The following is a 23799-nucleotide window of genomic DNA, read 5'->3' as shown; positions in this document are numbered from 1 at the left end:
CGCAGCAGGCGGCGCGGCCGGTCCGTACCGCCGGGAACCCCGACGGCCGGGCCGGCCGCGCCGCGTCGCTTCGGTCAGGTCAGGAGATGTCGCGGCGACGCATCGCCCAGAGCGCCGCCCCGAGGACCACCACCACCCCGACCGAGAGCAGGATCGAGGACTGCTGCCAGGTGATGTCCATCGTGGCCGGCTTGCACTCCCCGTAGTAGGTCGCATTGCAGGAGTTCCAGTCCTGCAACGTGACCGTCTTCGTCATCCAGGCCAGCACGTACGTGGGCAGCAGCCAGGCCTCGGCGAACCGCACGCTCGCCATGGACAGCAGGATGCCGAGGCCGAACTGGCCGACCACCATCACCGCCACCACGCCACCGAGGGCCATCGCGGTGTGCCGACCGAGCGAGGCGAGGGCGAAGCCGATGGTGGTGAGCACCAACACCAGCACCACGCCGCGTACACCGGTCAGCATGAACGACTGCCAGACGCCCGAGGTCATCTTCTCGGTGCTGCCCCGGAAGTTGGCGACCGCCCAGAACCCGGCGAACCACAGCACCGCGGCAGGAAGCGTCACCGCCAGGATGCCGGTGAGCAGCGCGGCCAGCTTGGTGAGCAGTACGGTGAGCCGCTTCGGCCGCCAGAGCAGCAGGTTCATCATGCCGCCGGTGCTCCACTCGGCACCGACGAAGGACGCGCCGATGACGAATCCGACCAGGGCGAGGATCGCCGCGAACGGAATCAGGGTCTCGGCGAACGTCTCCTTGAAGTCGAAAGTCGAGGGCAGGAACCACTCGGCCTTGATCTCCTCGCGGGGCGGCGGGGTGATCACCGAGCAGTCGTCCGGGTAGCGGCCGTCGGTCGCCGTGCCGGCCGTCTTGGCCTGCTCACACGCGGCCCGCTCCTGCTCGCTCCAGCGCATCTGCTCCTGGTACTGCTGGTCGGCCTGACGCTCCGCCTGGGCGAGCTGGCCGGCGTCGATCTTCTGGTTGGTGAAGAACACCCCGACCACCACCGCGGCCAGCACCAGCAGGCCGAGCAGTGTCATGTAGCGGGTGAAACGCCGCTTGCTGAGCCGGCGCAGCTCGGTACGAAAGAGGCTCACGCGCCCCACCCTCCTCCGGCGGGACCGGGCTGACCCGTCCCACCGACCTTCATGGACTCGTCGACCTGCCGGTGCTGACCGGGTACCGGCGCGGTGGCGGTCAGTTCGAGGAAGACGCTCTCCAGGTCGACGGCGATCGGCGCCAACTCACTGACGTAGAGGTTCTTCTCGGCGAGCAGCCGGGTCACCGAGGCCGGCTTGTCGACGCCGGCCAGCATCAGGTGGTCCGGGTGACCGGTGACCCGGATCCCGGCCTGGGTGAGCGCCTCGGTGGCCACCGGCAGGTCGCTGACCGCCTCCAGCCGGATCCGGACCGCACCGGACGAGTGCTGCGCGAGCACCTCGTCAACCGGACCGAACGCAACCCGCCGGCCCAGCGAGATGATGGTTACCGAGTCGCAGATCAGCTGGATCTCACCGAGGATGTGGCTGGACAGCACCACTGTCATTCCGGACTCGGCGAGCGTCCGCATCAGCGTGCGCATCTCCCGGATACCGCCCGGGTCGAGGCCGTTGGCGGGCTCGTCGAGGATGAGCAGCTTCGGGTTCTTGAGCAGGGCCGAGGCCACGGCGAGCCGCTGCTTCATGCCCAACGAGTACGTCTTGACCCGCTCGCCGGACCGGTCGCGTAGCCCGACGAGTTCCAGCACCTCGTCGACCCGGACGGCCGGCACCTCGCCCGCCCCCGCGAGCAGGGACAGCGTGTCCCGGGCCGTGAAGTGCGGAAAGAACTGCGGGCTCTCCACGATCGCGCCGACCTGGCCGGCGACCGTGGGCAGCGCGTCGGGGACCTCGTGTCCGAGCAGCGCCATCCGGCCGCCGTCGGGTCGGATCAGGCCGAGCAGGGTACGCAGCGTGGTGGTCTTGCCGGACCCGTTGGGACCCAGGAAGCCATGCACCTGCCCCGCGTCGACCCGCATGTCGAAGCCGTCGAGCGCGTTGCGGGTGCCGCGTCGACGACTCTTGTACGTCTTACGTAGACCTTCGATCTCCAGGACAGCTGGCAAGCTGCACCTCCCCCGATGGGTGGGCGTGACAGCCGACACCATACGCGGTATGCAGAAGCGCGCAATACGCGGTATGCATCGACGCGCCGATCAGGCTAGTTCATCGACGGAGCGTGACCCTTCAGGCGCAGATGACCTGCACGCCGCCGGCGCGGAACGCGTCCACCACCTCCGGCGCGGCACCGGAGTCGGTCACCAGCGTCTCCACCCGCTCGACCGGGCAGATCCGGGCGAAGGCGTGACCCCCCAGCTTGGACGAGTCCGCGATGATCACCACGCGCTTGGCGCGGGCCACCATCAGGTTGTTCATCGCCGCCTCCCCCTCGTGGTGGGCGGCGGCGCCGAGCTGCGGGTCGATCGCGTCCACGCCGAGCAGGGCGACGTCCAGGGTGACCTCGCGCAGCAGCGCCCCGCCCAGCGGGCCGACCAGCTCGAACGACTTCGGGCGCACCACGCCGCCGGCCACCACGACCTTCATCCGGGATCGAACCAGCAGCTCGTTGGCGATGTTCAGCGCGTTTGTCACCACTGTGAGCTGGGCACCTTCGGCACTGGTGTTCAGATCCGGTCGCACGGCGAGCGCCCTCGCCACCTCGGTGCTGGTGGTGCCGCCGTTCAGGCCGACCACGGTGCCCGGCGTGACGAGCGCGGCGGCAGCCGCCCCGATCCGCTGCTTCTCGGCCGAGTGCTTGGCCGTCTTGTAGCGCAGAGGCAGGTCGTACGACACGCCGTTGGCGACCGCGCCGCCCCGGGTCCTCGTGATCATTTGCTGCTGCGCGAGCTGGTCGAAGTCACGCCGGATGGTGGCCTGGGAGACGTCCAGCCGCTCGGCTGCCGCCTCGACGCTGACCCGGCCGTTGTCGGTCAGCATTTCGAGCAGGGCGTTCCATCTGGCGTACCGGTCCACCGCGGGGGCCCTCCCAGCAACTGCACGGACGGTGATTGATTGCGTGCACACTAGTGCGCGAAACTAGGCTGGCGCAAAAGGCTGACCTGCGCGATCGGCCGGCCGGTTGCCATGGTCACCCGCGTTCGCGCAGAATAACGCGCGAAATGCGGGTCTAACGAGCCGTATTGCGCACCGATCGGCCCTGCGAGGAGTTTCCCATGGCGTACGTGGACGCGGAGATCGCGAGCCAACCCGACTGCTGGCGGGAGGCGGCCCGGCTGGCCGAGGTCGTACGCGGTGACCTGCCGCGCCCCGGGGAGCGGGTCGCCGTCGTCGGTTGCGGCACGTCGTGGTTCATGGCGATGGCGTACGCGGCCCGCCGCGAGCAGGCCGGCCAGGGTGAGACCGACGCGTTCCAGGCGTCCGAGTTCCCCGCCGGCCGCCGCTACGACCGGCTGATCGCGATCACCCGCTCCGGCACCACCACCGAGGTGCTGGAACTGCTCGCCGCGCTGCGCGGACGGACACCCACCACAGTCATCGTCGGTGACCCCACGTCCCCGGCGGTCGAGCTGGCCGCAGCCACCGTGGCCATGCCCTTCGCCGACGAACGGTCGGTGGTGCAGACCCGCTTCGCGACCAGCGCGCTGGCCCTGCTCCGGGCCCAGCTCGGCGACCCGGTGACCGCGCTCGCCGCCGACGCCGAGGTCGCGGTGCGATCCCCGCTGCCGATCGACCCGGCCACCATCGAGCAGGTCACCTTCCTCGGTCGGGGGTGGACGATCGGGCTGGCCCAGGAGGCGGCGCTGAAGTGCCGCGAGGCGGCCACCTTCTGGGCCGAGGCGTACCCGGCGATGGACTACCGGCACGGGCCCATCTCGGTCGCCGCGCCGGGCCGGCTGGTCTGGGCGTTCGGTGAGCTGCCCGACGGGCTGCCCGAGGACGTGGCGGCCACCGGCGCGGCCTTCGTGCACAGCCGCACGCATGGCTGGCGCACCGTGCTGGGCAGCTGGTCCGCCGGCCGTACCCCGGTCGACCCGATGGCCGACCTGATCCTGGCCCAACGCTTCGCGGTCGCGCTGGCCACCAGCCGGGGCCTCGACCCGGACGCGCCCCGCCACCTGACCCGGTCCGTGGTGTTGGCGTGAGCGCGAGGAGTGAGCCGGGGTTGCGAGCCCCGCAGTCGCGAACCGAGCTGGCGCCGTGAGCGACCGCGTGGTCGTTGCGCTGGACGTCGGCGGCACCGGCATGAAGTGCGCCCTGGTCCGACCGGACGGCGTCGTGGTGCGCACCGAACGGCACCCCACCGACGCCGCACGCGGCCCGGCCGCCGTGGTCGGCACCATCCTGGAGGTGGCCGGCGGGCTGGCCGACAAGGCCCGCGCCGACGGGCTCACCCCGATCGCGGTCGGCATCGCCGTGCCCGGGGTGGTGGACGAGGCACGCGGCGTCGCGGTCTGGTCGGCGAATGTGGGCTTCCGGGACGTACCCCTGCGGGACCTGATGGTGCAGCGGCTCGGCCTGCCGACGGCGCTCGGCCACGACGTGCGTGTCGGTGGTCTCGCCGAGGCCCGGCTCGGCGCCGGACGCGGCGCGGGGCACGTGCTGTTCGTGGCGATCGGCACCGGCATCGCCGCCGCGCACGTCGTGGACGGCACGGCCGCGGTGGGGGCCCACGGCGCAGCCGGGGAGATCGGCCACATCCTGGTCCGGCCCGACGGTCCACGCTGCGGCTGCGGCCGCCCCGGCTGCCTGGAGGCGATGGCGTCGGCCGCCGCGATCGGCCGCCGCTACGCCGAACTCGCTGGCGACACCGCGGACGCCCCGGTGACGGCGGCCGGGGTGGCCGAGCGGGCCGCGGCCGGCGAGCAGCTCGCCGGACAGGTCTGGCAGGAGGCCGTCGAGGCGCTCGCCGACGGCCTCGCCAGCGGGCAGGCGCTGTTCGACGTGGCGACGATCGTGCTCGGCGGCGGCCTGGCCCAGGCCGGAGACCTGCTGCTGACCCCGCTGCGGGCGGCGCTGCACGAACGAATGACCTTCCACCGGGAGCCGCAACTGGTCGCGGCAGCCCTCGGCGACGAGGCCGGTTGCCTCGGTGCCGCCCTGCTCGCCCTGGACGCCATGGGTGTCCGTGACCATCAGGAGAAGCGATGACCGTACGGGTGAACGGCCGAGTGGTGACCCCGACCGGAGTCGTCCGACAGGGCTGCGTCGAGTGGGACGGTGATCGGATCACAGCGGTGGCCGAGTATCCGTCGGTGCGCGACGGGCACTGGATCCTCCCCGGATTCGTGGACATGCACACGCACGGCGGTGGCGGGCACACCTTCACCACCGGGGACGCCGACGAGGCCCGCGCGGCGGCCGACTTCCACCTCGCGCACGGCACCACCACGCTGCTGGCGAGCCTGGTCAGCGCGCCCTTTCCGCTGATGCGTACGGCCACCGAGGCGTTCGCCCCGTTGGTCGACGAGGGCGTGTTGGCGGGAATCCACTTCGAGGGGCCGTACCTGTCGGCCGCCCGCTGCGGCGCACAGAACCCGGAGTACCTGCGCGACCCGTCGACCGACGAGCTGACCGAGCTGATCGAACTGGGCCGGGGCGCGATCCGGATGGTCACCCTGGCCCCGGAGCGCGACGGTGCGCTGGAGGCGATCAAGCTGCTCACCGCGCAGCGGGTGGTGACGGCGGTGGGCCACACCGACGCCACGTACGAGCAGACCCGCGCCGCGGTCGCCGCCGGCGCGAGTGTCGGCACCCACCTGTTCAACGGGATGCGGCCGGTGCATCACCGTGAGCCGGGGCCGGTGGTGGCCCTGCTCGACGCGCCCACCGTGATCTGCGAGCTGGTCGCCGACGGGGTGCACCTGCACGACGGCATGCTGACCTTCGTCACCGCGACCGCCGGCCCGGACCGCGCCGCACTGATCACCGACGCGATGGCCGCCGCCGGCATGCCCGACGGCGAGTACGAGTTGGGCGGCCAGGCCGTCACCGTCGCCGACGGTGTGGCTCGACTCGCCCGCGACGGCGCGATCGCCGGCAGCACGCTGACCATGGACGCCGCGCTGCGGCACGCCGTGAACGCCGGAATCCCGATCGCCGACGCCGCTCGGATGGTGGCCACCACCCCGGCGCGGGCCATCGGCCTCGGCGACCGGCTCGGGGCCCTCCAGGTGGGTCTCCGCGCCGACCTGGTGGTGCTCGACGACGACCTCAACGTGGTGCGGGTGCTGCGCGGAGGCTCCTGGGTGGAGTGACGGGGGCGTCCGTCCCCGCCGGCGCTCGCATCCGCCGGAGCAGGCGGAGGCCCAGCTCAGCCGATGGCGGGGACCTCGACGCCGAGGACGGCCTGCTCGTCGGGGCGGTGCACCAGCACGTCGGACAGGTACGACTGGACCGCGTGGCGCATGCCGACGTCCCGGCCGGCCTTCTCGGAGAGCAGCCACTTGTGCTCGATGATCTGGGCGAACAGCTCCTGCGGCTCCAGCTTGCGGCGCAGGTTCGCGGGGACGGCCCGGACCACCGGCTCGAAGACCTCGGTGAGCCAGCGGTGCGCGGCCTGCTGCTCGTCGATCAGGTCGCTCTCCGCGCGGTAGGCGTCCAGGTCGTTGAGCAGCTTGCGGGCCTGGTTCTCCTCGGCGTCCAGCCCGGTCAGCCGCAGCAGCCGGCGGGTGTGGTAGCCGGCGTCGACGACCTTCGGCCGAACCAGGAACCGCCCGTCGTCGATGGACGACATGGCCACCTCGGCGACGTCGAAGCCCAGCTCGTTGAGGCGGCGGATCCGGCCCTCGATGTCGTGCCGGGCCTCCCGCTCGATCGCCTGCTCATAGGTGATCTCGTGCCAGAGCCGCTCGTAGCGCTGCACGACCTCCTCGCAGACCACCTCGGGGTCGATGGACTCATGCAGCAGGCCGGCGGCCTGCAGGTCCAGCGCCTCACCGAAGATGTTCACCCGGGCGATCTCCAGGTCCTCACCGCGCTGACCGTTGGAGAGCGAGTTGTGCAGGGCACCCGTCTCCGCGTCCACAAGGTAGGCGGCGAAGGCGCCCGCGTCCCGCCGGAACAGCGTGTTCGACAGCGAGCAGTCGCCCCAGAAGAAGCCGGTCAGGTGCATCCGCACGATCAGGGCGGCGAGCGCGTCGAGCAGCCGGCTCATCGTCTCCGGCCGGAGGGTGTGCGAGAAGAGCGCCCGGTACGGCAGCGAGAACTGCAGATGCCTGGTGATCAGCACCGATTCGAGCGGCTCCCCGTCCTCGGTCTGCCGGTCGGCGACGACCGCCACCGCCTCGACCGAGGGAAAGTCGATCCGTTCCAGGGCCCGGAGCAGGTCGTACTCCCGCTCGGCGATCCGCTCGCGGGTCTCCTTGAACGCGTACACGTAGTCGCCCAACCGGACGAAACGGACGATGTGCCGGGAGATGCCCTGTGGCAGCGCCACCAGGTGTTGGGCAGGCCACTCCTCCAGCGGTGTCGACCAGGGCAGGTCGAGCAGCGCCGGGTCCACGAGGGCAGACGTGATCCGCACGGGCACAAGCATGACTGGTCGCCCCCCTCATCCGCCCCTGATCGTGGTTGGGCCCACAGCGCCGCACACCCCGGTCTCGCGCCGGGCCGGTAGCGTGGTCGCGTGCTCAAACCCACAGCGGTACGACGTGACCTGCGGCTACGGCCCGTCCGCCCGGCCGGCTGGTGGTTCGACGTGCTCCTGCTGGTCGGTCTGGTCGGGTTGACGGTGGCGCTCGCCGCCGACCAGCTCTTCGGATTGGACCGGGCGGTCGCCGACTGGGCCGACGGGCACCGGCCGGCCGCCGCGTACTGGGTGGCCCGGGTGCTGAACTTCCTCGGCCAGGGCACTCCGCTGACGTTGATCGCCGCCGGGCTGGGCGTGCTGCTGGCCGTCCGGCTGCGGTCGGTGCGGCCGATCCTGCCTCCGGTGGTCGCGTTCGTGCTGACCAACCTGACGATCGGCCCGCTCAAGATCTGGACCGCGCGGGCGGCACCGAGCGCCAGCGTCAAGGAGCCGTTCCTGACGCCCGAGCAGACCCTGCCGCTGTTCCACGACGACCTGCCGGTGCGGTTCGCCCAGTCCTACCCGTCGGGGCACGTCGCCAACGCGATCGTCTGGTACGGGGTCATCGCGATGCTGCTCGCCCCGCTGGCCCGCAGCTTCGGCCGCCAACTGCCGGCCCGGCTCGTCACCGTGATCCGCGTCGTGCCGCCGCTGGTCGTCCTCACCACCACCACCTATCTCGGCTGGCACTGGCTGACCGACTCGGTGGCCGGGCTGCTGCTGGGCCTGCTCCTGGACCGGCTGCTGCACCGGGCACCCTGGGACGGCGTGCCGCTCCCGGGCCGGTTACGCGGATGGGACCGGCCGTTCACCTCGTACCCCTAGGGTTCTGGCTCGTGAATCAACTGGCGCGGCGGCTGGGCGTACCCGATGCGGTTGTCATCGGGTTGGGCTCGATGCTGGGTGCGGGCGTCTTCGTGGTCTTCGGCCCGGCGGTGGCGGCGGCCGGCGGCGCCGGCCTGCTGCCCGCGCTGGCGCTGGCCGGCTTTGTCGCCTTCTGCAACGCGACCAGCTCGGCGCGGCTCGCGGCCCGTTACCCGGAGTCCGGCGGCACCTACGTCTACGGCCGGGAGCGCCTCGGGCCGTTCGCCGGGTTTCTGGCCGGTTGGGGCTTCGTGGTCGGCAAGACGGCGAGCTGTGCGGCGATGGCGCTGACCGTCGGGGCGTACCTCTGGCCGGGCCAGGCCCGTCTGGTCGCCGTCGGCGCGGTGCTCGCGGTGACCGCGGTGAACCTGCGTGGCATCGGCAAGACCGCCACAGTGACCAGGGCGTTGGTCGCGTTGGTGCTGGCGGTGCTGGCAGTGGTCACTGTCGTCGGCCTGGTAGGTGGGCCGGTGCATCTGGACCGGCTCGGCGAGCCCGGCGGTTCGGCGCGGGGCGTGCTCACCGCCGCCGGGTTGCTGTTCTTCGCCTTCGCCGGGTACGCCCGGATCGCCACGCTGGGCGAGGAGGTCCGCGACCCGCAGCGGACCATCCCGCGCGCGGTGCCGCTGGCGCTCGGGGTGGTGCTCGTGATCTACCTGGTGCTGGCCGTGGTCGCCCTCGGCGTGCTCGGCGCCGACCGGCTGGCCGATTCTGCCGCGCCCCTGGTCGACGTGGTGACCGCCGCCGGGCTGCCCGGCCTGGCGTGGGTGGTCCGCGCCGGTGCCACCATCGCTGTCGTCGGGGTGCTGCTGTCCCTGGTCGCCGGGGTCGGTCGGACCACCCTCGCCATGGCCCGCCGCCGTGACCTGCCCGGCGCGCTGGCCGCCGTGCACCGGGTGCACCAGGTGCCGCGCCGCGCCGAACTGGCGGTCGCCGGCGTGGTGATCGTGGTGGTGCTGCTCGGCGACGTACGCGAGGCGATCGGCTTCTCCAGCTGCACGGTGCTCGTCTACTACGCGATCACCAACGCGGCTGCGCTCACACTGGGCCGGGACCCGGACCGACGCTTGCCGGTCCGGGTGCTCGCCGGTCTGGGGCTCTTCGGTTGCCTGCTGCTGGCGGTCAACCTGCCGCTGGGCAGCGTTCTCGCCGGCTTCGGCGTGCTCGCCGTCGGTGCCGCCTTCTACGCGCTGCGGGCTCGCCGCTGACCCCGGCGGGCGGCCGGAGTCATCGGCTCAACCGCTGGTAGCGGCGCACGGCCAGCGGGGCGAACGTCGCGATCAGCAGCACCGGCCACAGCACCGCCAACAGCATCGCGTGCTCCGCCGGCCAGGAGTCGCCACCCAGGCCCGGGTTGCCGAACAGTTCTCGGATCGCCGCCACGGTGGCCGACAACGGGTTCCACTCCGAGATCGTCCCGATGACCGGAGGCATCAGCTCGGGCGACACGAAGACGTTGGAGATCGCGCTCAACGGGAACGCCGCCGGAAAGACGATCACACCGACCGTGTCCGGGTTGCGGACCAGCAACGCCAGGTAGATCCCGACCCAGGTGATCGCGATTCGCAGCAGCAGGAGGAGACCGACGGCGAGCAACGCCTTGCCGACACCCTGTCGCCACTGCCACCCGACGAGCAGCCCACACACCAGGAGGGTGGACATCTCCAGTAGGGCGCGCAGCAGGTCGGCGGCGCTGCGACCGGTCATCAGGGCCGACCGTGCCATCGGCATCGACCGGAACCGGTCGACCACACCCCGGCTGAGGTCCAGCGCCACGCCGGTCGCGGTGGCCCCCAGCCCGTAGAGCATCGTCATCACAAAGACCCCCGGCAGCAGGAACTCGCGGTAGCTGCCACCGCCCGCCACCTGCATGCCGCTGCCGAACACGTACCCGAAGACCAGCACGAACATGATCGGCAGCGAGAAGTAGAGGATCAGTTCCTCCGGAGCGCGGATCACATGGGTCATGTTCCGCCTGGTCATCGTCCAGCCGTCAGCGATCACAGTGGTCATGCCACGTCCGCCTTTCGTCCCGCCGCCACGGGCTCGCGGGCCTCGTCCGGCCGGTGCCCGGTCAGGTGCAGAAACGCCTCGTCCAACGTCGCGCGCCGCAGGCCGATGTCCTCGACCGCGATCCCGGCGTCGTCCAGCGCGCGAACCACGTCGACCAGGCCGGCGACGCGATCGACCACCGGCACGCTGAGCCGTCGGACCTCCGGGTCGAGTTCGGGCTCCGCACCGCAGATCGGCGCGACGAGGCGGGCCGCGTGGCTCAGCTCGGCCGCGTCGCGGACCACCACCTCGATACGGTCGCCGCCGGTCATCGCCTTCAGCTGGTCCGGTGAGCCCTCGGCCACCACCCGACCGGCGTCGATCACCGAGATCCGGTCGGCGAGCTGGTCGGCCTCCTCCAGGTACTGCGTGGTGAGCAGCACCGTCGTCCCGTCCGCCACGAGACCCCGCACCAGGTCCCACACCTGGTTGCGACTGCGCGGGTCCAGGCCGGTCGTCGGCTCGTCCAGGAACAGCACGCGCGGTGTGCGGATCAGGCTGGCGGCGAGGTCCAGTCGGCGACGCATCCCACCCGAGTACTCACCGGCGGACCGAGCCGCCGCCTCGTCGAGCCCGAACCGTTCCAGCAGCTCACCGGCGCGTCGGCGGGCCTCTCGTCGGCCGAGCCGGAACAGCCGGCCGAACAGCTCCAGGTTCTGCCGGCCGCTGAGGATCTCGTCAACCGCGGCGTACTGCCCGGTCAGCCCGATCCGGGCGCGCACCTCCTCCGGCCGGCGCAGCACGTCGTACCCGGCCACTGTGGCCCTTCCCGTGTCGAAGCGCAGCAGCGTGGTGAGGATCCGTACGGCAGTCGTCTTGCCCGCGCCGTTCGGTCCCAGCAGTCCGTGGACCGTGCCGGGCGGCACGGTCAGGTCGAACGTGTCGAGCGCGCGGGTCGGGCCGTACCGCTTGCCCAGACCCTCGGCGACCACCTCGAATGTCGTCATGCCCCCACGGTGCGGCGGGGCGCTGACGGATCACGCACCGCCCGCTGACGGCGGCGCACCGGCCTTCTCCGCCTCGGTGATCTCCTTCAGGACGAGAATGATCTCCGCACGGGCGGCCTCGCCGACGTACCAGCCGGTGAGCCCGCCGGTCAACGCCTCCTCGCAGAACCGCCTCGCGGCGGCCAGGTCCCCGCGCACCCGGGCCACCTGGGCGAGGCCGAGCCGGGCGCTGGCCACGAACTCGGGCGCGCCGCTGCGCTGCGCGAGGAGCAACGCACCGGCGAAGTCGTCGTGCGCCCCCGCGAGGTCACCGGCGCGCAGCCTGATCTCGCCCCGGGTACGCAGCATGTCGGCCTGGTCGACGGCCGACCCGAGCGCCTCGACCAGTCCCATGGCCTCATCCATGTGGGTGCCCGCGGTCTCCGGGTCGCCCTGCCAGGCGGCCAGTTCGCCGAGCGCACCGAGCGTGATCATGGTGCCCCACCGGTCCCCGGTGCCGCGGAAGCCGTCGAGCGCGGTGGCCAGCGCTGCCCTGGCCCGGTCCCGCTGGTCGCTCCACATCAGCGCCGAGCCGGTGCCCATCGCGCCGAGCGCGTTGATCCACGGGTCCGGGCCGACCAGCCGTCGCAGCTCCCCCATCAGCTCGTCGACGTCCTCGGCACCGCCGGACGGCGGTCCCGTCGAGATCCCCGACAGGTACAGCAGGAAGGGCTGTCGGGGCGGCCCGTCGAGGCTGCGGATCACGGACCGCTGCGTCCCGAGGGACGGCAGAGGACCGGAGCCGGCGAGCGAGGCGTTGTAGACGCAGAGGGCGAACTCCTCACCCAACCCCGGCGGCGCCTCGGTGCCGAGCAGTTCGAGGACGTCCGCGGCGAGCCGCGCCCCTTCCCCGCGCATGCCGCGCAGCCACCAGTAGAACGACAGGGCCGCGACCATTCCGGCCGCCTCGGACGCGTCACCGGCCGCGGTGGCCCGGCGCAACGCCGCGTGCAGGTTGTCCCGCTCCGCGTCGAGCCGTCGCAGCCAGTGCAGCTGCTCCGCGCAGCGAAGGTGATCGCTGGCGGTCCAGGCGAATTCCAGGAAGTACGCGGTGTGCGCGCGACGGAGCTGGTCGGCCTCGCCGGCCTCGGCGAGACGCTCGGCGCAGAAGGCCCGCACCGTTTCGAGCATCCGGTACCGACCGCCGGTCATCTCCACGAAGGACTTGTCGACGAGACCGGTGAGCGCGTCGACGAACTCGGCGGTGGGCAGGCCGCAGATTCGCTCGGCCGCCTCCAGCGTGGCTCCACCGGCGAAGACGGTCAGCCGTCGGGCCACTTCCCGTTCGGCGTTGTCGAGCAGATCCCAACTCCACTCGACAACGGCCCGCAGAGTGCGGTGTCGCGGCGACACGGCCCGGTTGCCCGTCGACAACAGCCGGAACCGGTCGTCGAGACGTGCGGCCACCTCGGCCACGGACAGCGCACGCAGCCGCGCGGCGGCCAACTCGATCGCCAGCGGCAGGCCGTCCAGGCTGCGGCAGATCCGCAGCACCATCTCGACGTTGGCCGGCGTGACGGTGAAGTCGGGCGCGACGTCGGCGGCCCGCTGGGCGAAGAGGCCGACCGCCGCGTACTCGTCGGCGTCCAGCACGGACGCGCCGAGCGGCGGCACTGTGAGCCCGGACAGCGGGCACAGCGCCTCACCGGCCAGCCCGAGCGGCTCCCGACTGGTGGCCAGGACGCGCAACGCCGGGCACGCGCTCAGCAACCGGGCTGCCAGCCGGGCCGCGTCGACGAGGACGTGTTCGCAGTTGTCGAGCACCAGCAGCAGTTGCCGCTCGGCGAGCGCCTCGACCAGCCGGTCGGTGGTCTGCCAGCCCGACTCGGCCGGGGCGCGCAGGCCCGCGTCGCGCAGGCCGAGCGCGCTCAGCACCGCCTGCGGAACGTCCGACCCGTCGGCCAGCCCGGCCAGCTCGACGAAACGGACCTCCCCGTCGACCCGGCCCGCGGCCTCGATCGCCAGGCGCGTCTTGCCCGCGCCCCCGGGGCCGGTGAGGGTGACGAGCCGGCGATCGCCGAGCAGGTCGCCGACACGCTTGAGCTCCTCCTCGCGCCCGACGAAGGTGGTGAGTTGACTCGGCAGCACCGGTTCGGCCGACCCGCGTTCCTCACCGCGCAGCACCGCCAGGTGGACCGCGGCCAACTCCGCCGATGGGTCGACGCCGAGCTGCTCGGCCAGCGTGTGCCGGGCGTCCTCGAACTCGGCCAGCGCCTCCGCCGGCCGACCCAGTGCCGCCAGGGCACGCATGAGCTGGCCCCGCGCCCGCTCCCGCAACGGATGCGCGACGACCAGCTCCCGTAACTCCGCGATCAGCGTGCCGTGTACGCCCAACGCCAGGTCCGCCTCGACCCGATCCTCGATGGCGGCCAACCGCAGCTCCTCCAGCCGGGCCGCCTGCGCGGGCGCGCCGGCTGCGCCGATGGCATCGGCCAGGGCGGGACCACGCCACAGCTCCAGCGCCTCGCGCAACACCGCCGCCGCGCGGTGCCAGTCGCCGTCGACGAGCGCGCGGCGCCCCGCCTCGGCGAGCCGTTCAAACCGGTACGCGTCGACGTCGTCGGGGTCCACCGCCAGGCGATATCCGGCCGGGTGAAACTCGACCGGGTCGTGCCCGGCGGGCAGGGCCTGGCGCAGCCGCGACACCTGGGACTGGAGCGCGTTCGCCGCGCCCCGGGGCGGATGCTCCCCGTACAGGCCGTCGATCAGGCGCTCCGCGGAGACCACCCGGCCCGCGTCGAGCAGGAGGAGCGCCAGCAGGGCGCGCAGCCGCGGACCGCCCACGGGGACCTCTCGCCCGTCGGCCAGCACCACCTGGGTCGGCCCCAGGATGCGGAAACGCATGCCATGGATTGTCGCCCACCGCGCGCCGGTTCCTGCGGCCCGAACCGTCGACCCTTCGGTTTAGGAGGGCCACTCACGCTCCGGGTGCTCGTTGTCCCACACCACGTACATCGGGGACAAGCCCGCGCGATGGGCCTGCTCGCATTGAGCGGTATTCCTCTGAGTCATATTTATGACTCAGAGGAATACCGCTCAAAAGACAGACACGTCCGGCGCGGAGCGTCTGGTCACTGCTCTTCGCTCGTTCGGGTTCGAGGATCACTACCGCTGGAAGGTGCGGGGTGACCTGCCGGTTGCCCTGTCGCGTCGGGGGCCGAGGCGGCGACCTCCCAGTCGGTCGACGCCGGCAACGACCCGGGGACCGCCGTCGATACAGGCGGCTCCTCGCCAGCGGTGGGCTCGGCCGCAACGGCGCCCGACTGGGTGGGCACGGGCCGGGGCACCGAACCCACGTGCCCCTGCGGCATGGTCACCTTTGCCGAGGCGGGCGGGGCGCACTGCCGCGTCAGCCAGTCCAACCCGCGCCGCCGGGCGACCACGGTCAGCCGGTCACCGGCGAAGATCACCTGCCGAGGGTCGAGGTCCTTCCACCAGATGGTCTTGGCGCCGCCCGCCGGGGTGCGGGCGATCAGCCGGACCTGCCCGTCCCGGTTGACCACACCCAGCGGTCGACCGTCCAGCTCAGAGCCGGCGGCGACCGGCACCTCGGCGACCGGCAACGCGTGCCGGTCGACCGGGATGGTGCTGATCACGGCGCGTTCGGTGAGCGCCCCGATGAAGGCAGGGGCGGCCAGGTAGGAGACCGAGCGGGACACGCCGAGCGCGAAGGTCTCCTCCACCCGTTCGGCGAAGTCACCGTCGAAGAGCCGAAGCACCACGCGCAGGTCGGCGCGGAGGTCGCGGGCAGCGAGCGCCGCCTCCAGGTTGGCCACGTCGTCGGTGGACGCCACCACCAGCGCCTGGCAGTCGGCCACCGACGCGGCGACCAGCGTCTCCGGCAACGCGGCGTCGCCGACGATCAGCGGCACCTCCAGTTGGCGGGCCAGTGCGGCGCCGCGCGGCTCCGGGTCCTTGTCGATCGCCACCACCTCGACGTCGTACTCGCGCAGCTGCGCCATCACCCGGGTGCCGACGTTGCCCAGGCCGATCACCACCACGTGCCCGACCCGCGCGGGTTGCAGGCGGCCGGTGTGCAGGGCCAGCCGGGCGTTGACGATGCCGTCCACCACGACGGCGGTGATCAGTGGGATCAGCGCCAACCCGGCCAGGTTGAGCACCACCTGCATGATCTGGGCGTCCGCCGCCTTGGTGGTGTCCGGGTCGGCGCCGCTGAGCGTGGTGACCAGCGTCAGGTACAGCGCCTCCAGCGGAGAGACGTCCTCAGCCCGGGAGATCAGCGCTCCCAGCACCGCGATCAGCGCGAGCACCGCCATCACCGCTATGCCGATCTTGCGGGTGGCGAAGCCACGTACCGCCCCCATCACCACCGCGACCGGACGACGCCGCCGACGTGCCTTGACCAGTCGGCGGGCGGCGACCTCGGTGCCCGCTGGCTGACCGGTCGCCTCGGCGAGCACCAGGTCGGCGCCGGCCTGCTCGGCCGGCAGCAGCTCCACCCCCTGCGTCTCACTGAGGTGCGCCAACGCGCAGACCACGTCCTGCGGTCGGACGTCGGCCCGCCGCGCCACCCGCAGCGTCTTGTCCCGATGCTGGAAGGAACTCGGGTCGACCTCGTTGAGCGCGGCGGCCACGAAGGCCGGCGCGGCCATCTCGGCGTCGGAGAGCACCTCGACCGGGGCCTTGAGCAGCTTGCGTACGCCGTCGGCGAGAGTGCCGTTGAACATCCGCAGCACCTGGCGGACCCGCTGGTCGACAGCCTGGGCGCAGAGCGCGGCGTGCAGGTTGCCCACGTCGTCCTGGTGCAACAGGGCCAGCCCCGTCGCGCCGGCCAGACCGGCGGCCTCGAAGGTGGCCACGTCCAGCCGGTCCGAACGGACCACGCGGACGCCGCGCAGCCCGGCCACGTCCGGCCCGTTGCTGCGGTAACGCTCGGGCACCACGACTGTCACCCGGGCCCCACCCGTCGGCAGCTCGGATTCGAGCATCGCCCGGGCCACGTAGTAGGCGAGCGCGTCCCTGCCACAGATCACGTAGTGCGGGCGCGGATCACCGACGGACCGCAGCCGCCAGTTCCACTCGACCGCCCGTCGCGCCCGGTCCCGCCACGGCTCCGCCATGCCCGGATCGTAATCAGCACGGCCACGGTGGGCGACCCCGTCCGGATCATCCCGGGACCAGGTATGTCCGCTCCGGCGACGGGTAGAGCAGCGCCATGCAGACGTTCCTCCCGTACCCGGGCTTTCTGGCCAGCGCCCGTACGCTGGACCAGAAGCGGCTCGGCAAGCAGCGGGTGGAGGCCATCCAGGTGCTGCGTGGACTCACCCGACCCGGGTACGGCTGGCGCAACCACCCGGCGGTGAAGATGTGGGCCGGGTACGAGGAGGCGCTCGTCCGCTACGGGCTGGACATGTGCGCGGTCTGGACCGAACCGGGGCGGGCGGACACCTGCGCCACCACGATGACCGTCGACCTCGCCGCCGCCTGCGGCGCCGGCGTGATCCGAACCCAGGACGAGCTGGCCCGAGCCGGTGAGCTGCCACCGTGGCTGGGCCGCGACGACCTGCACCTGAGTCACCGCTCGTCGCTGCTGCGCAAGGACCCGACGCACTACCGCCCGCTGTTCGGCGACGACGTGCCGGAGGATCTGGAGTACGTCTGGCCGGCCTCCGACCGTCCCCGCCGTTGCTTACCAGCCGACTGATCCAAAGTGGGGCAGACTGGGCCCATGGCGCTGTCGCAAGTGGTAGGTCGGCTGATCGGCGTACGGCAGCACCAGGTGGACCCGGGCGGCGGTGGCGCCGACCGGGTGCCGCGACCGACCACGGCGCTGGTGGTGGGTGGCGGCATCGCCGGGATGTCGGCGGCGGTGGTGCTGGCCGAGCGGGGTGTGGCGGTCACGGTGCTGGAGGCGGCACCCACCCTCGGTGGTCGACTGGGCGCCTGGCCGGAGGCGCTCGCCGACGGCAGCCAGCAGAACGAGCACGGCTTCCACGCGTTCTTCCGGCAGTACTACAACTGGCGGTCCATCCTCCGCCGGATCGACAGTGACCTCGGCTTCCTCAAGCCCATCCCGGGCTACCCGATTCTCAGCGAGCAGTGGCCGACCGAGGAGTTCGGCAGGTTGCCACCCGCGCCACCGGCGAACCTGCTGGCGCTGCTCCTGCGCAGCCCCAGCCTGCGCCTGGCCGACCTGCGACTGATGGACCGGGACGCGGCGCTGCCGCTGCTCAGCTACGACCCGGTGCGCACCTACGCCGACCTGGACGACACCACAGCCGACGAGTTGCTGGCGTCGCTGCGACTGCCGGACCGGGCGCGGGCGATGCTGTTCGAGGTCTTCTCGCACTCGTTCTTCAACCACGAGGCGGAGATGTCGGCCGCCGAGATGGTCGCCCAGTTCCACTTCTATCTGCTCGGCAACCCGGAGGGGCTGGCCTTCGACTGCCCCGACGAGGACTACGCCACGGCGATCTGGGAGCCGCTGACCCGGCACGTGGAGAAGCACGGCGGCCGGGTCCTCACCGGCTGCGCCGCCACCGGGGTGCACCGCGACGCCGAGGGCTGGCGGGTGACGACCACCGACGGCGGCAGCCATCCGGCGGGTCACGTCGTGCTCGCCGTCGACCCGCCGGCGCTCGCCGCGCTGGTGGCGGCCTCCCCGGACCTGGCCGAGCAGGCACCCGAGCTGGCGGCACGGATGCCGGCCTTCGGCACCCCCGGCCCGCCGTACGCGGTGGCGCGGTACTGGTGTGACGGGGACGTGGCCGCCGAGCGGGCGGTGTTCAGCGGCGTGTCCCGCCAGCCCACTCTGGACTCGGTGACGCTCTACCACCGGCTGGAGAACGAGCCGCGGCGCTGGGCGCAGCAGACCGGAGGGTCGGTCGTCGAGCTGCATGCGTACGCCTGCGAGCCCGGCGTGCCGGCCGAGGAGCTGGCCGAGCGGATGCGCCGCGAGCTGGTCGCGCTCTGGCCGGAGGCTGGCGACCTGCGGGTCCGCGAGCTGCGGGCCCGGGTGGAGGCGCAGGCGCCGGCGTTCACGCCGGGCAGCCACGCCTGGCGGCCGGGGGTACGAACCGACGCGAACGGCCTCTACCTGGCTGGCGACGGCATCGCCACGGGCTTCCCGAGCGCGTTGATGGAACGCTCGGCGGCGACCGGGATCATCGCCGCGAACCACATCCTGCGCGCGGAGGGTGGCGCGGCCGAGCCGGTGCGCTCGATCCGACCGCGTGGGCTGTTGGCCGGTCGCACCGGGCCAAATCGACAAAACACAACATAAGCCACCGTACGCTGCCGTACGCTCGAATGATCAACCGTCGATCGGCCGGGCGGGAGGGCAGCGGGAGATGTCACCACTGCACCGCGCCGGCGCGGAGAACGGTTCGTCGATCGACGAGATCGGCCGCGACGACGCGTACCCGCTGATGCGCGACGAGCGCGCCTGCATCGTCACCGCGCTCCGGCTGGGTTGGTGGATGGCGGACGCCTATCACCACGGGCAGCACGCCGAGCCCCGCGCCTTCGTCGAGGCCCGCCCAGCCGTACCGCCGGCCAAACTCTCCAACCTCACCGAGATGTCCGCCCACCGCCGGATGCGGATGTACCTCGACGGGGTGGACGTAGCCCTGGCCCAGATCGCCGACCTCACCCGGCACACCGGGCCGGTGCCCGACACGTCGGCCGCCCGAACCCTGCTCCCCGACCTGGGCCAGCCCGACCCCGCCGACCCGGTGCCGCTGCTGCTCGCCCTCGACGACCTCAACGTGGAGGTGCTGCGCTGGGCGATGGCCGCCAACCATCGGGTCGGGCTGGCCTACCGACTGGGCCGTTCAGTGGCCGACACCGTCCGAGCCGGTGACGTCACGCAGTTGCTGCGGCAGTTCGGCGGCCGGCAGGTCCAGATCAGCAGGTGGTTGGACGAGCTGGCCAGCGTGCTGCCGCCGTACTCGGCCGCGGTGGTGCGCCGCTCGCTGGCCGCCTGGGCGAGCGCTGTCGACCGGGCCGGCCACGGGGACCCGACCGAGCCGACGCCCGCCACCCTGAGCCGGGCGCTGCGCGGCCAGGGTGACCTCTGGCGCGACGTGCTCACCGGCGGCCTGCACCCGCGCGACCTGCTCGACGAGGAGGACTACGCGGTGATCGCCAGGAACCTGATCATCCGAGACCGGCGACTGGTGGCGCAGGCGGCCCGAGGCATTTTCTGGCCGGTGCTCGTACCCCTGCTGTTGGTGCTCTTCGCGGTCGTCGGGGTGAGTGCCGCCGCGGCCGCCGGCTCACCGACCACCCGGGCCACCGTCGCCCTGGTGGGCCTCGGCGCCGGGCTGGCCGCGATCTGGAGGTCGGTCTCCGGGCCCGCCCTCGCCGTCGCCGGGGAGGTCAACCGGCCCCTGCTGGACAGCGAACTCACCGCACGGATGGCCCTGCGGCTGAACCGGCCGCTGACCACCGCCCAGGTCTCGGCCAAAGCAGCTCCCCGCACCCGTCGCCAGCGGCGTCCCGACGAGGCTGGCCGATCGAAATACGTTGCCCGTGTCTCCCGGGTCGACCTACCGTGAGCGCGCAAGGTCAACCACCACCGCGGGAGCAGCTCATGACGACATGGCACGTCAGCACCGTGCTGTCGACGCTGCCCGGTGACGGTTACCGAGCGGAAGGTCCCTGGGCGGGCCGGCCCGACTGACGCGTATCCGTACGCGCTGAGCCGCCTCGTCCGACAGCCGGACCGGGCGGCTTCTTGCTGTCCGTCCCTCATCGCCCTGTTCGTCGTCGCCTTGTAAGTCGTCGCCTTGTTCGTCATCAGCACGGAGGGAGATCCCGGTGGACGCCGTCCTCGTCATCAACGCCGACCTCGGCCCGCTGCACCGGGTCACCGTTCAACACGCTGTCCGCATGCTCTGCCGCCGGGTGGCCGAGATCCACGAGGCCGAGCCGGACCGGGTGATCGGGGTCTTCCCGCTGCCCCGGGTGGTGCGGCTGGTCCGCTTCGTGGTCACCAGGTGGAGGTTCAACTCCGGGCCGGCCTGGTCGCGCGCCGGTGTGCTGCGCCGCGACGACCGGTGCTGCGCGTACTGCGGCGGCCCGGCCTCCACCATTGACCACGTCGTGCCCCGCTCGCGCGGCGGCCGGAACACCTGGCGGAACACCACCGCCGCCTGCTACGCCTGCAACCAGCGCAAGGGGGACCGGACGCCAGCGGAGGCGGGCATGCCGCTGCGTCGGGAGCCGGTGAACCCGGGCTGGGCGGCGCTGGCCGGGCGGTGACGGACCGGCCGGCGGGTACGGGGGGCCGCGTCCCGGGTACGTCCCGGGCGCGGCACCCGCCGGCCCCCGGTCAGACGGCGCGTTCCTTGACCTTCGACTGCATCTGCCCATTGGGGCACTGCACCCGGATCTCGCTGCGGTGCTCCGCAGAGGTCAACTCGACCACGATCTGCTTCGCCGGACCCGGGTCGTACCCCTCGACCCGGAAATCGGGCGCAAGCACCACAGTGAGCACCTCGACCGACCTTCCCACGCAGCGAGCAGTGACCGTCCCGCCACGAGCGTCGACGGGTACAGCGGCGGCAGCGGTGGGAGTCGGCGCGGTCGGGGTTGGGTCAGAAGTGGGGCTCGTCGGGCCCGGGACCAGTGTCCCGCCCGGAGCGGCCGGGGGGCTGATCCGGGTAGCGGGCGCGGTGTTCCTGGTCGGCGGCACCGCGGTCGGTCCGGCATCGGCAGCGTCGGTCGACTCCTCGGTGCGGGGCATCCCCACCGTGGTGGTGCCCGGGCCGCTGCCGGTCGGCGCTTCGATCTGTCCCTGTCGACGATTGCTGAAGTCCCCGAGCGACCCGGCGAGCGCCACTGCGGCGATCACGGCTCCGCCGACCGTCAGAATGGCTCGCCGCCGACGCCACGGCCCGCGCCTCATCCGCGCCGCCGAATCCCGGGTCGGCCCAGCCCCTGTCTGCCCGGTGCCGGTCGGTCCGGCCCTGGCCGGCTCGGTGCCGGTTGACCCGGTGCCGGTTGGTGCGGCCGTGGTTGTGGCGCCGGTCGACCCGGGGCCGGTCGACTCTGCGACGTTTGCCGCCGAGGCAGCGGCAGCCGCCTCGGGGGCGGCGCCGCTGGCGGCGGCGAGCAGTATGCGGGCCGCGTCGGCGGCCGACGGCCGGTCGGCGGGGTCGCCGGCCAGGCACCAGCGGTAGAGCCGGTGCACCTCGGGCGGTACGCCGTCGATCGGGGGCAGCGGGTCCGGCTCGACGAGCGTGTGCACGCGGAGCATCCCGGTCTGTGTCTCAGCGGGCCACGGCAACCGGCCGGTGAGCACCCGGTACAGCAGCAGGCCGAGGGCGTACACGTCGCTGGCCGGCAGCACCTCGCCGGCCAGCAACCGCTCCGGCGCCAGGTACGCCGGCGTGCCCAGCAGCCGCCCCTCGAAGTCGATCTCCGGCGCGCCGGCGGCTGCCGCGATGCCGAAGTCGAGCACCTTCGCACCGGTTGGCGTGAGCATCACGTTGCCCGGCTTGATGTCGCGGTGCACCAACCCCTGCTCATGCGCGGCGGTGAGGGCCGAGGCCACCTCGGCGCACACCCGCAGACCGGGGCGCGGCGGCAACGGCCCGACCACCAGCCGGTGTTCGAGTGTGTGACCGCCGAGCAACTCCATCACCACGAACGGGACCTGGGCACCGTCCAGCACCGATTCGCCGTAGTCGTAGACGCCCGTCACGTGGGGATGCGACAGCCGGGCCGCGGCCTTGGCCTCGCCTCGGATCCGCTGTCGGGCGTTGGTGTCCGAGGCGACCAACACCTTCACCGCCACGTCCCGTTCGAGCACCTCGTCGTACGCCCGATGCACCGCCGACATGCCGCCACTGCCAAGGCGCTCCAGGAGCCGGTAGCGGCCCGCAAGCAACTGATCACGCTGCACGACGGACAGCCTGCCGTACCGGCCTGAGAACCGGGCACCCGGGATCGAAATCCCGCGATGAGTGGGGTCGGCTTGCGGCTACTGTCCGCTCAGATCCGGGTGGTCCCGTAGGAACGCCTCGCCCCGGCGGGCGTTTCGCAGGACCGACACGGTCAGCACCGCCCAGATCACCAGCAGCAACCCGCCGATCATCGCGAAGAACGGCGCGAACCCCAGGAATGCCTGACCGACGCTCGTCATCGCCAACCCCGCGACCAGCACCACAAACCAGCGCTGCTCGACGAACTGTCGGGCGGTCTCCACCAGGAAGGCCGCGTCTTCGTCGGCCTCGGGTGTGCCGCGTCGAACCTGCCGCGCCAGCCGCCGACGGCGCGACCAGCTCAAGGCCAGCAACGGGGACTGTCGGGACGCCCGGTAGCGCCCGGTGCGTACGACCCAGACGACAGCGGCCACCTCGACGATGACTCCGAGAATCAGCAGAACGCGTCCGAGATTACTGGCCCAGCGCGGCGGATCACCGTCGAAAATGCCGGTGTTCTGGCCACCCATCGCGACACCGACCGCGAGCGCGCCGACCACGGCGGGCAGCAGCACGAACCCAAGAATCAGACGGAGTCGCCGTTGTTTCCGCCCGGCCCGGTCCGGATCCGTCGCTGTCGCGTCCATAGTGGTCCCCCGATCACCGCGTGGCGGGGAAACTACCCATCGACGATGGCAGCCAAAACGCTCGCCGGCCGCCGGTCGGGCCGAGACTGCCGAATGCTGCGGTGAGACGCGTCAGTCGTGCGACTCCTGCTCTTCCGGTTCCGGGTGGGCGCAGAGGAATGCCTTGGCCCGACTGGCATCACGGAAGGAGAACGCGACGGCACCGACGCCCAACGTCGCCATGACGGCGAAAAGACCGGTGAACAGCGGTGTGAACTTCAGCAGCACCTGACCAAAGCTCGAGATCACGAAGCCGAGAAGCACCATTGAATACCAACTTTGGTTGATCATCGTCCGCGCGGCGGCCCGGAGTAGTCCGAAGTCCGCATCGTCCTGCGGCGCGCCCCGCCTGACCTGTTGCTGCAGGCTTCGGGTGTCCGACGGGTGCAGCCGCCGCAGCAACGACTCGCGGTCGGCACGGAACCGGCCGCTGCGCACCAGCCAGACAAGCGTTGCGATCGTCAGGGCGAGCCCGCCGAGTTGCAGGACGCCGCCGAGAGCGGCCGCCCAGGCCGGCGGGTCGCCGCCGACGATGCCGGTGTCGCGACCAACCACGACCGCGCCGACGATGATGGCAGCCGCCAGAATCAACAGCGGTACCACGAGCATCAGTCGCCGACGATTGCGGCTCTGCGATGAAGTCACCATCTCCATGAAGGCCCCCGCCCCTGGTTGGTCTCGGGATACCCATCGATGGTCGTACGACAAACGCGATCAGCTGTCGGGCGCCTCGGGGCCGGCAGGTTTCAACATCGGC

The 23799-nt window shown here is 72.2% G+C and carries 20 protein-coding genes; 9 read left to right on the top strand and 11 right to left on the bottom strand.

Translation table 11 applies throughout. The annotated features are described in order from the left end of the window. Positions 1-79 precede the first annotated feature (79 nt). From MED15_RS06750 to MED15_RS06740, 3 genes are all read right to left on the bottom strand, one after another. Positions 80-1096, bottom strand: a complete 1017-nt coding sequence (locus MED15_RS06750) for an ABC transporter permease subunit (RefSeq protein ID WP_112735049.1) — start codon at positions 1094-1096, stop codon at positions 80-82. Beyond that, positions 1093-2103 (bottom strand): ABC transporter ATP-binding protein, encoded by a 1011-nt coding sequence (locus MED15_RS06745; protein WP_091403013.1) that lies wholly within the window; start codon positions 2101-2103, stop codon positions 1093-1095. The genes MED15_RS06750 and MED15_RS06745 overlap by 4 nt, the downstream gene beginning before the upstream one ends. Before the next feature lie 121 nt (positions 2104-2224). Next, positions 2225-3010 carry a DeoR/GlpR family DNA-binding transcription regulator gene (locus MED15_RS06740; RefSeq protein WP_112735027.1) on the bottom strand — a complete coding sequence of 262 codons (786 nt, stop codon included), beginning with the start codon at positions 3008-3010 and terminating at the stop codon, positions 2225-2227. 200 nt (positions 3011-3210) lie between these two features. On the opposite strand from MED15_RS06740, the gene MED15_RS06735 reads away from it, so the two are divergent. Genes MED15_RS06735 through nagA form a run of 3 tightly spaced genes read left to right on the top strand, consistent with a single transcriptional unit; the run spans position 3211 to position 6252 of the window. Continuing rightward, a complete protein-coding gene (locus MED15_RS06735) occupies positions 3211-4140 on the top strand; it encodes an SIS domain-containing protein (RefSeq protein WP_112582903.1) in 930 nt (309 codons plus the stop codon). A gap of 55 nt (positions 4141-4195) precedes the next feature. Continuing rightward, positions 4196-5146 carry an ROK family protein gene (locus MED15_RS06730; RefSeq protein ID WP_112735026.1) on the top strand — a complete coding sequence of 317 codons (951 nt, stop codon included), beginning with the start codon at positions 4196-4198 and terminating at the stop codon, positions 5144-5146. After that, the gene (gene nagA, locus MED15_RS06725) at positions 5143-6252 is read left to right on the top strand and encodes an N-acetylglucosamine-6-phosphate deacetylase (protein WP_112582901.1); all 1110 of its coding nucleotides are present in this window, start codon (positions 5143-5145) and stop codon (positions 6250-6252) included. Before MED15_RS06730 ends, nagA begins: the two co-directional genes overlap by 4 nt. 56 nt (positions 6253-6308) lie before the next feature. Here nagA and MED15_RS06720 read toward each other — a convergent pair whose 3' ends face one another. After that, positions 6309-7520 carry a DUF4032 domain-containing protein gene (locus MED15_RS06720; RefSeq protein ID WP_373861038.1) on the bottom strand — a complete coding sequence of 404 codons (1212 nt, stop codon included), beginning with the start codon at positions 7518-7520 and terminating at the stop codon, positions 6309-6311. A gap of 132 nt (positions 7521-7652) precedes the next feature. On the opposite strand from MED15_RS06720, the gene MED15_RS06715 reads away from it, so the two are divergent. Next, on the top strand, positions 7653-8390 hold the full coding sequence (locus MED15_RS06715; protein WP_181518671.1) for a phosphatase PAP2 family protein: 738 nt from the start codon (positions 7653-7655) through the stop codon (positions 8388-8390). Between the two features lie 11 nt (positions 8391-8401). Next, positions 8402-9637: an APC family permease gene (locus MED15_RS06710; protein ID WP_112735025.1), complete on the top strand. Its 1236-nt coding sequence runs from the start codon at positions 8402-8404 to the stop codon at positions 9635-9637. A gap of 19 nt (positions 9638-9656) precedes the next feature. Here MED15_RS06710 and MED15_RS06705 read toward each other — a convergent pair whose 3' ends face one another. The 4 genes from MED15_RS06705 to MED15_RS06690 form a co-directional block, all read right to left on the bottom strand. After that, positions 9657-10442: an ABC transporter permease gene (locus MED15_RS06705; protein WP_112582898.1), complete on the bottom strand. Its 786-nt coding sequence runs from the start codon at positions 10440-10442 to the stop codon at positions 9657-9659. Continuing rightward, positions 10439-11428 carry an ATP-binding cassette domain-containing protein gene (locus MED15_RS06700; protein ID WP_112582897.1) on the bottom strand — a complete coding sequence of 330 codons (990 nt, stop codon included), beginning with the start codon at positions 11426-11428 and terminating at the stop codon, positions 10439-10441. The genes MED15_RS06705 and MED15_RS06700 overlap by 4 nt, the downstream gene beginning before the upstream one ends. Before the next feature lie 30 nt (positions 11429-11458). Beyond that, positions 11459-14311 carry an AfsR/SARP family transcriptional regulator gene (locus MED15_RS06695; RefSeq protein ID WP_112582896.1) on the bottom strand — a complete coding sequence of 951 codons (2853 nt, stop codon included), beginning with the start codon at positions 14309-14311 and terminating at the stop codon, positions 11459-11461. Between the two features lie 227 nt (positions 14312-14538). Next, positions 14539-16548, bottom strand: coding sequence for a potassium channel family protein (locus tag MED15_RS06690; RefSeq protein WP_244220392.1), 2010 nt, complete (start codon positions 16546-16548; stop codon positions 14539-14541). A 95-nt stretch (positions 16549-16643) separates the two neighbouring features. Here MED15_RS06690 and MED15_RS06685 point away from each other — a divergent pair, with 95 nt between their 5' ends. The 4 genes from MED15_RS06685 to MED15_RS06670 all read left to right on the top strand — a co-directional run bounded on the left by MED15_RS06685 (position 16644) and on the right by MED15_RS06670 (position 20692). Next, positions 16644-17132, top strand: coding sequence for an MSMEG_6728 family protein (locus MED15_RS06685; RefSeq protein ID WP_091403045.1), 489 nt, complete (start codon positions 16644-16646; stop codon positions 17130-17132). Between the two features lie 24 nt (positions 17133-17156). Continuing rightward, on the top strand, positions 17157-18710 hold the full coding sequence (locus MED15_RS06680) for an FAD-dependent oxidoreductase (protein ID WP_112582895.1): 1554 nt from the start codon (positions 17157-17159) through the stop codon (positions 18708-18710). A gap of 67 nt (positions 18711-18777) precedes the next feature. Continuing rightward, on the top strand, positions 18778-19986 hold the full coding sequence (locus MED15_RS06675) for a hypothetical protein (RefSeq protein ID WP_112605152.1): 1209 nt from the start codon (positions 18778-18780) through the stop codon (positions 19984-19986). A gap of 262 nt (positions 19987-20248) precedes the next feature. After that, positions 20249-20692, top strand: coding sequence for an HNH endonuclease (locus tag MED15_RS06670; protein ID WP_112735024.1), 444 nt, complete (start codon positions 20249-20251; stop codon positions 20690-20692). Between the two features lie 70 nt (positions 20693-20762). On the opposite strand, the gene MED15_RS34520 is transcribed toward MED15_RS06670, so the two are convergent. The 3 genes from MED15_RS34520 to MED15_RS06655 all read right to left on the bottom strand — a co-directional run bounded on the left by MED15_RS34520 (position 20763) and on the right by MED15_RS06655 (position 23696). Beyond that, complete coding sequence (locus MED15_RS34520; protein ID WP_225855163.1) at positions 20763-22337, bottom strand: serine/threonine-protein kinase; 1575 nt, start codon at positions 22335-22337, stop codon at positions 20763-20765. Between the two features lie 78 nt (positions 22338-22415). Continuing rightward, on the bottom strand, positions 22416-22931 hold the full coding sequence (locus MED15_RS06660) for a hypothetical protein (RefSeq protein ID WP_146763262.1): 516 nt from the start codon (positions 22929-22931) through the stop codon (positions 22416-22418). A gap of 183 nt (positions 22932-23114) precedes the next feature. Continuing rightward, the gene (locus MED15_RS06655) at positions 23115-23696 is read right to left on the bottom strand and encodes a hypothetical protein (protein WP_146766694.1); all 582 of its coding nucleotides are present in this window, start codon (positions 23694-23696) and stop codon (positions 23115-23117) included. Positions 23697-23799: the final 103 nt, after the last annotated feature.

Origin of the sequence: Micromonospora noduli, from assembly GCF_003264475.1 — a bacterium.
Taxonomy (GTDB): Bacteria; Actinomycetota; Actinomycetes; order Mycobacteriales; family Micromonosporaceae; genus Micromonospora; species Micromonospora noduli.
Note: the sequence above shows the minus strand (reverse complement) of the source record. Positions and strands in the feature narration are given on the sequence as shown.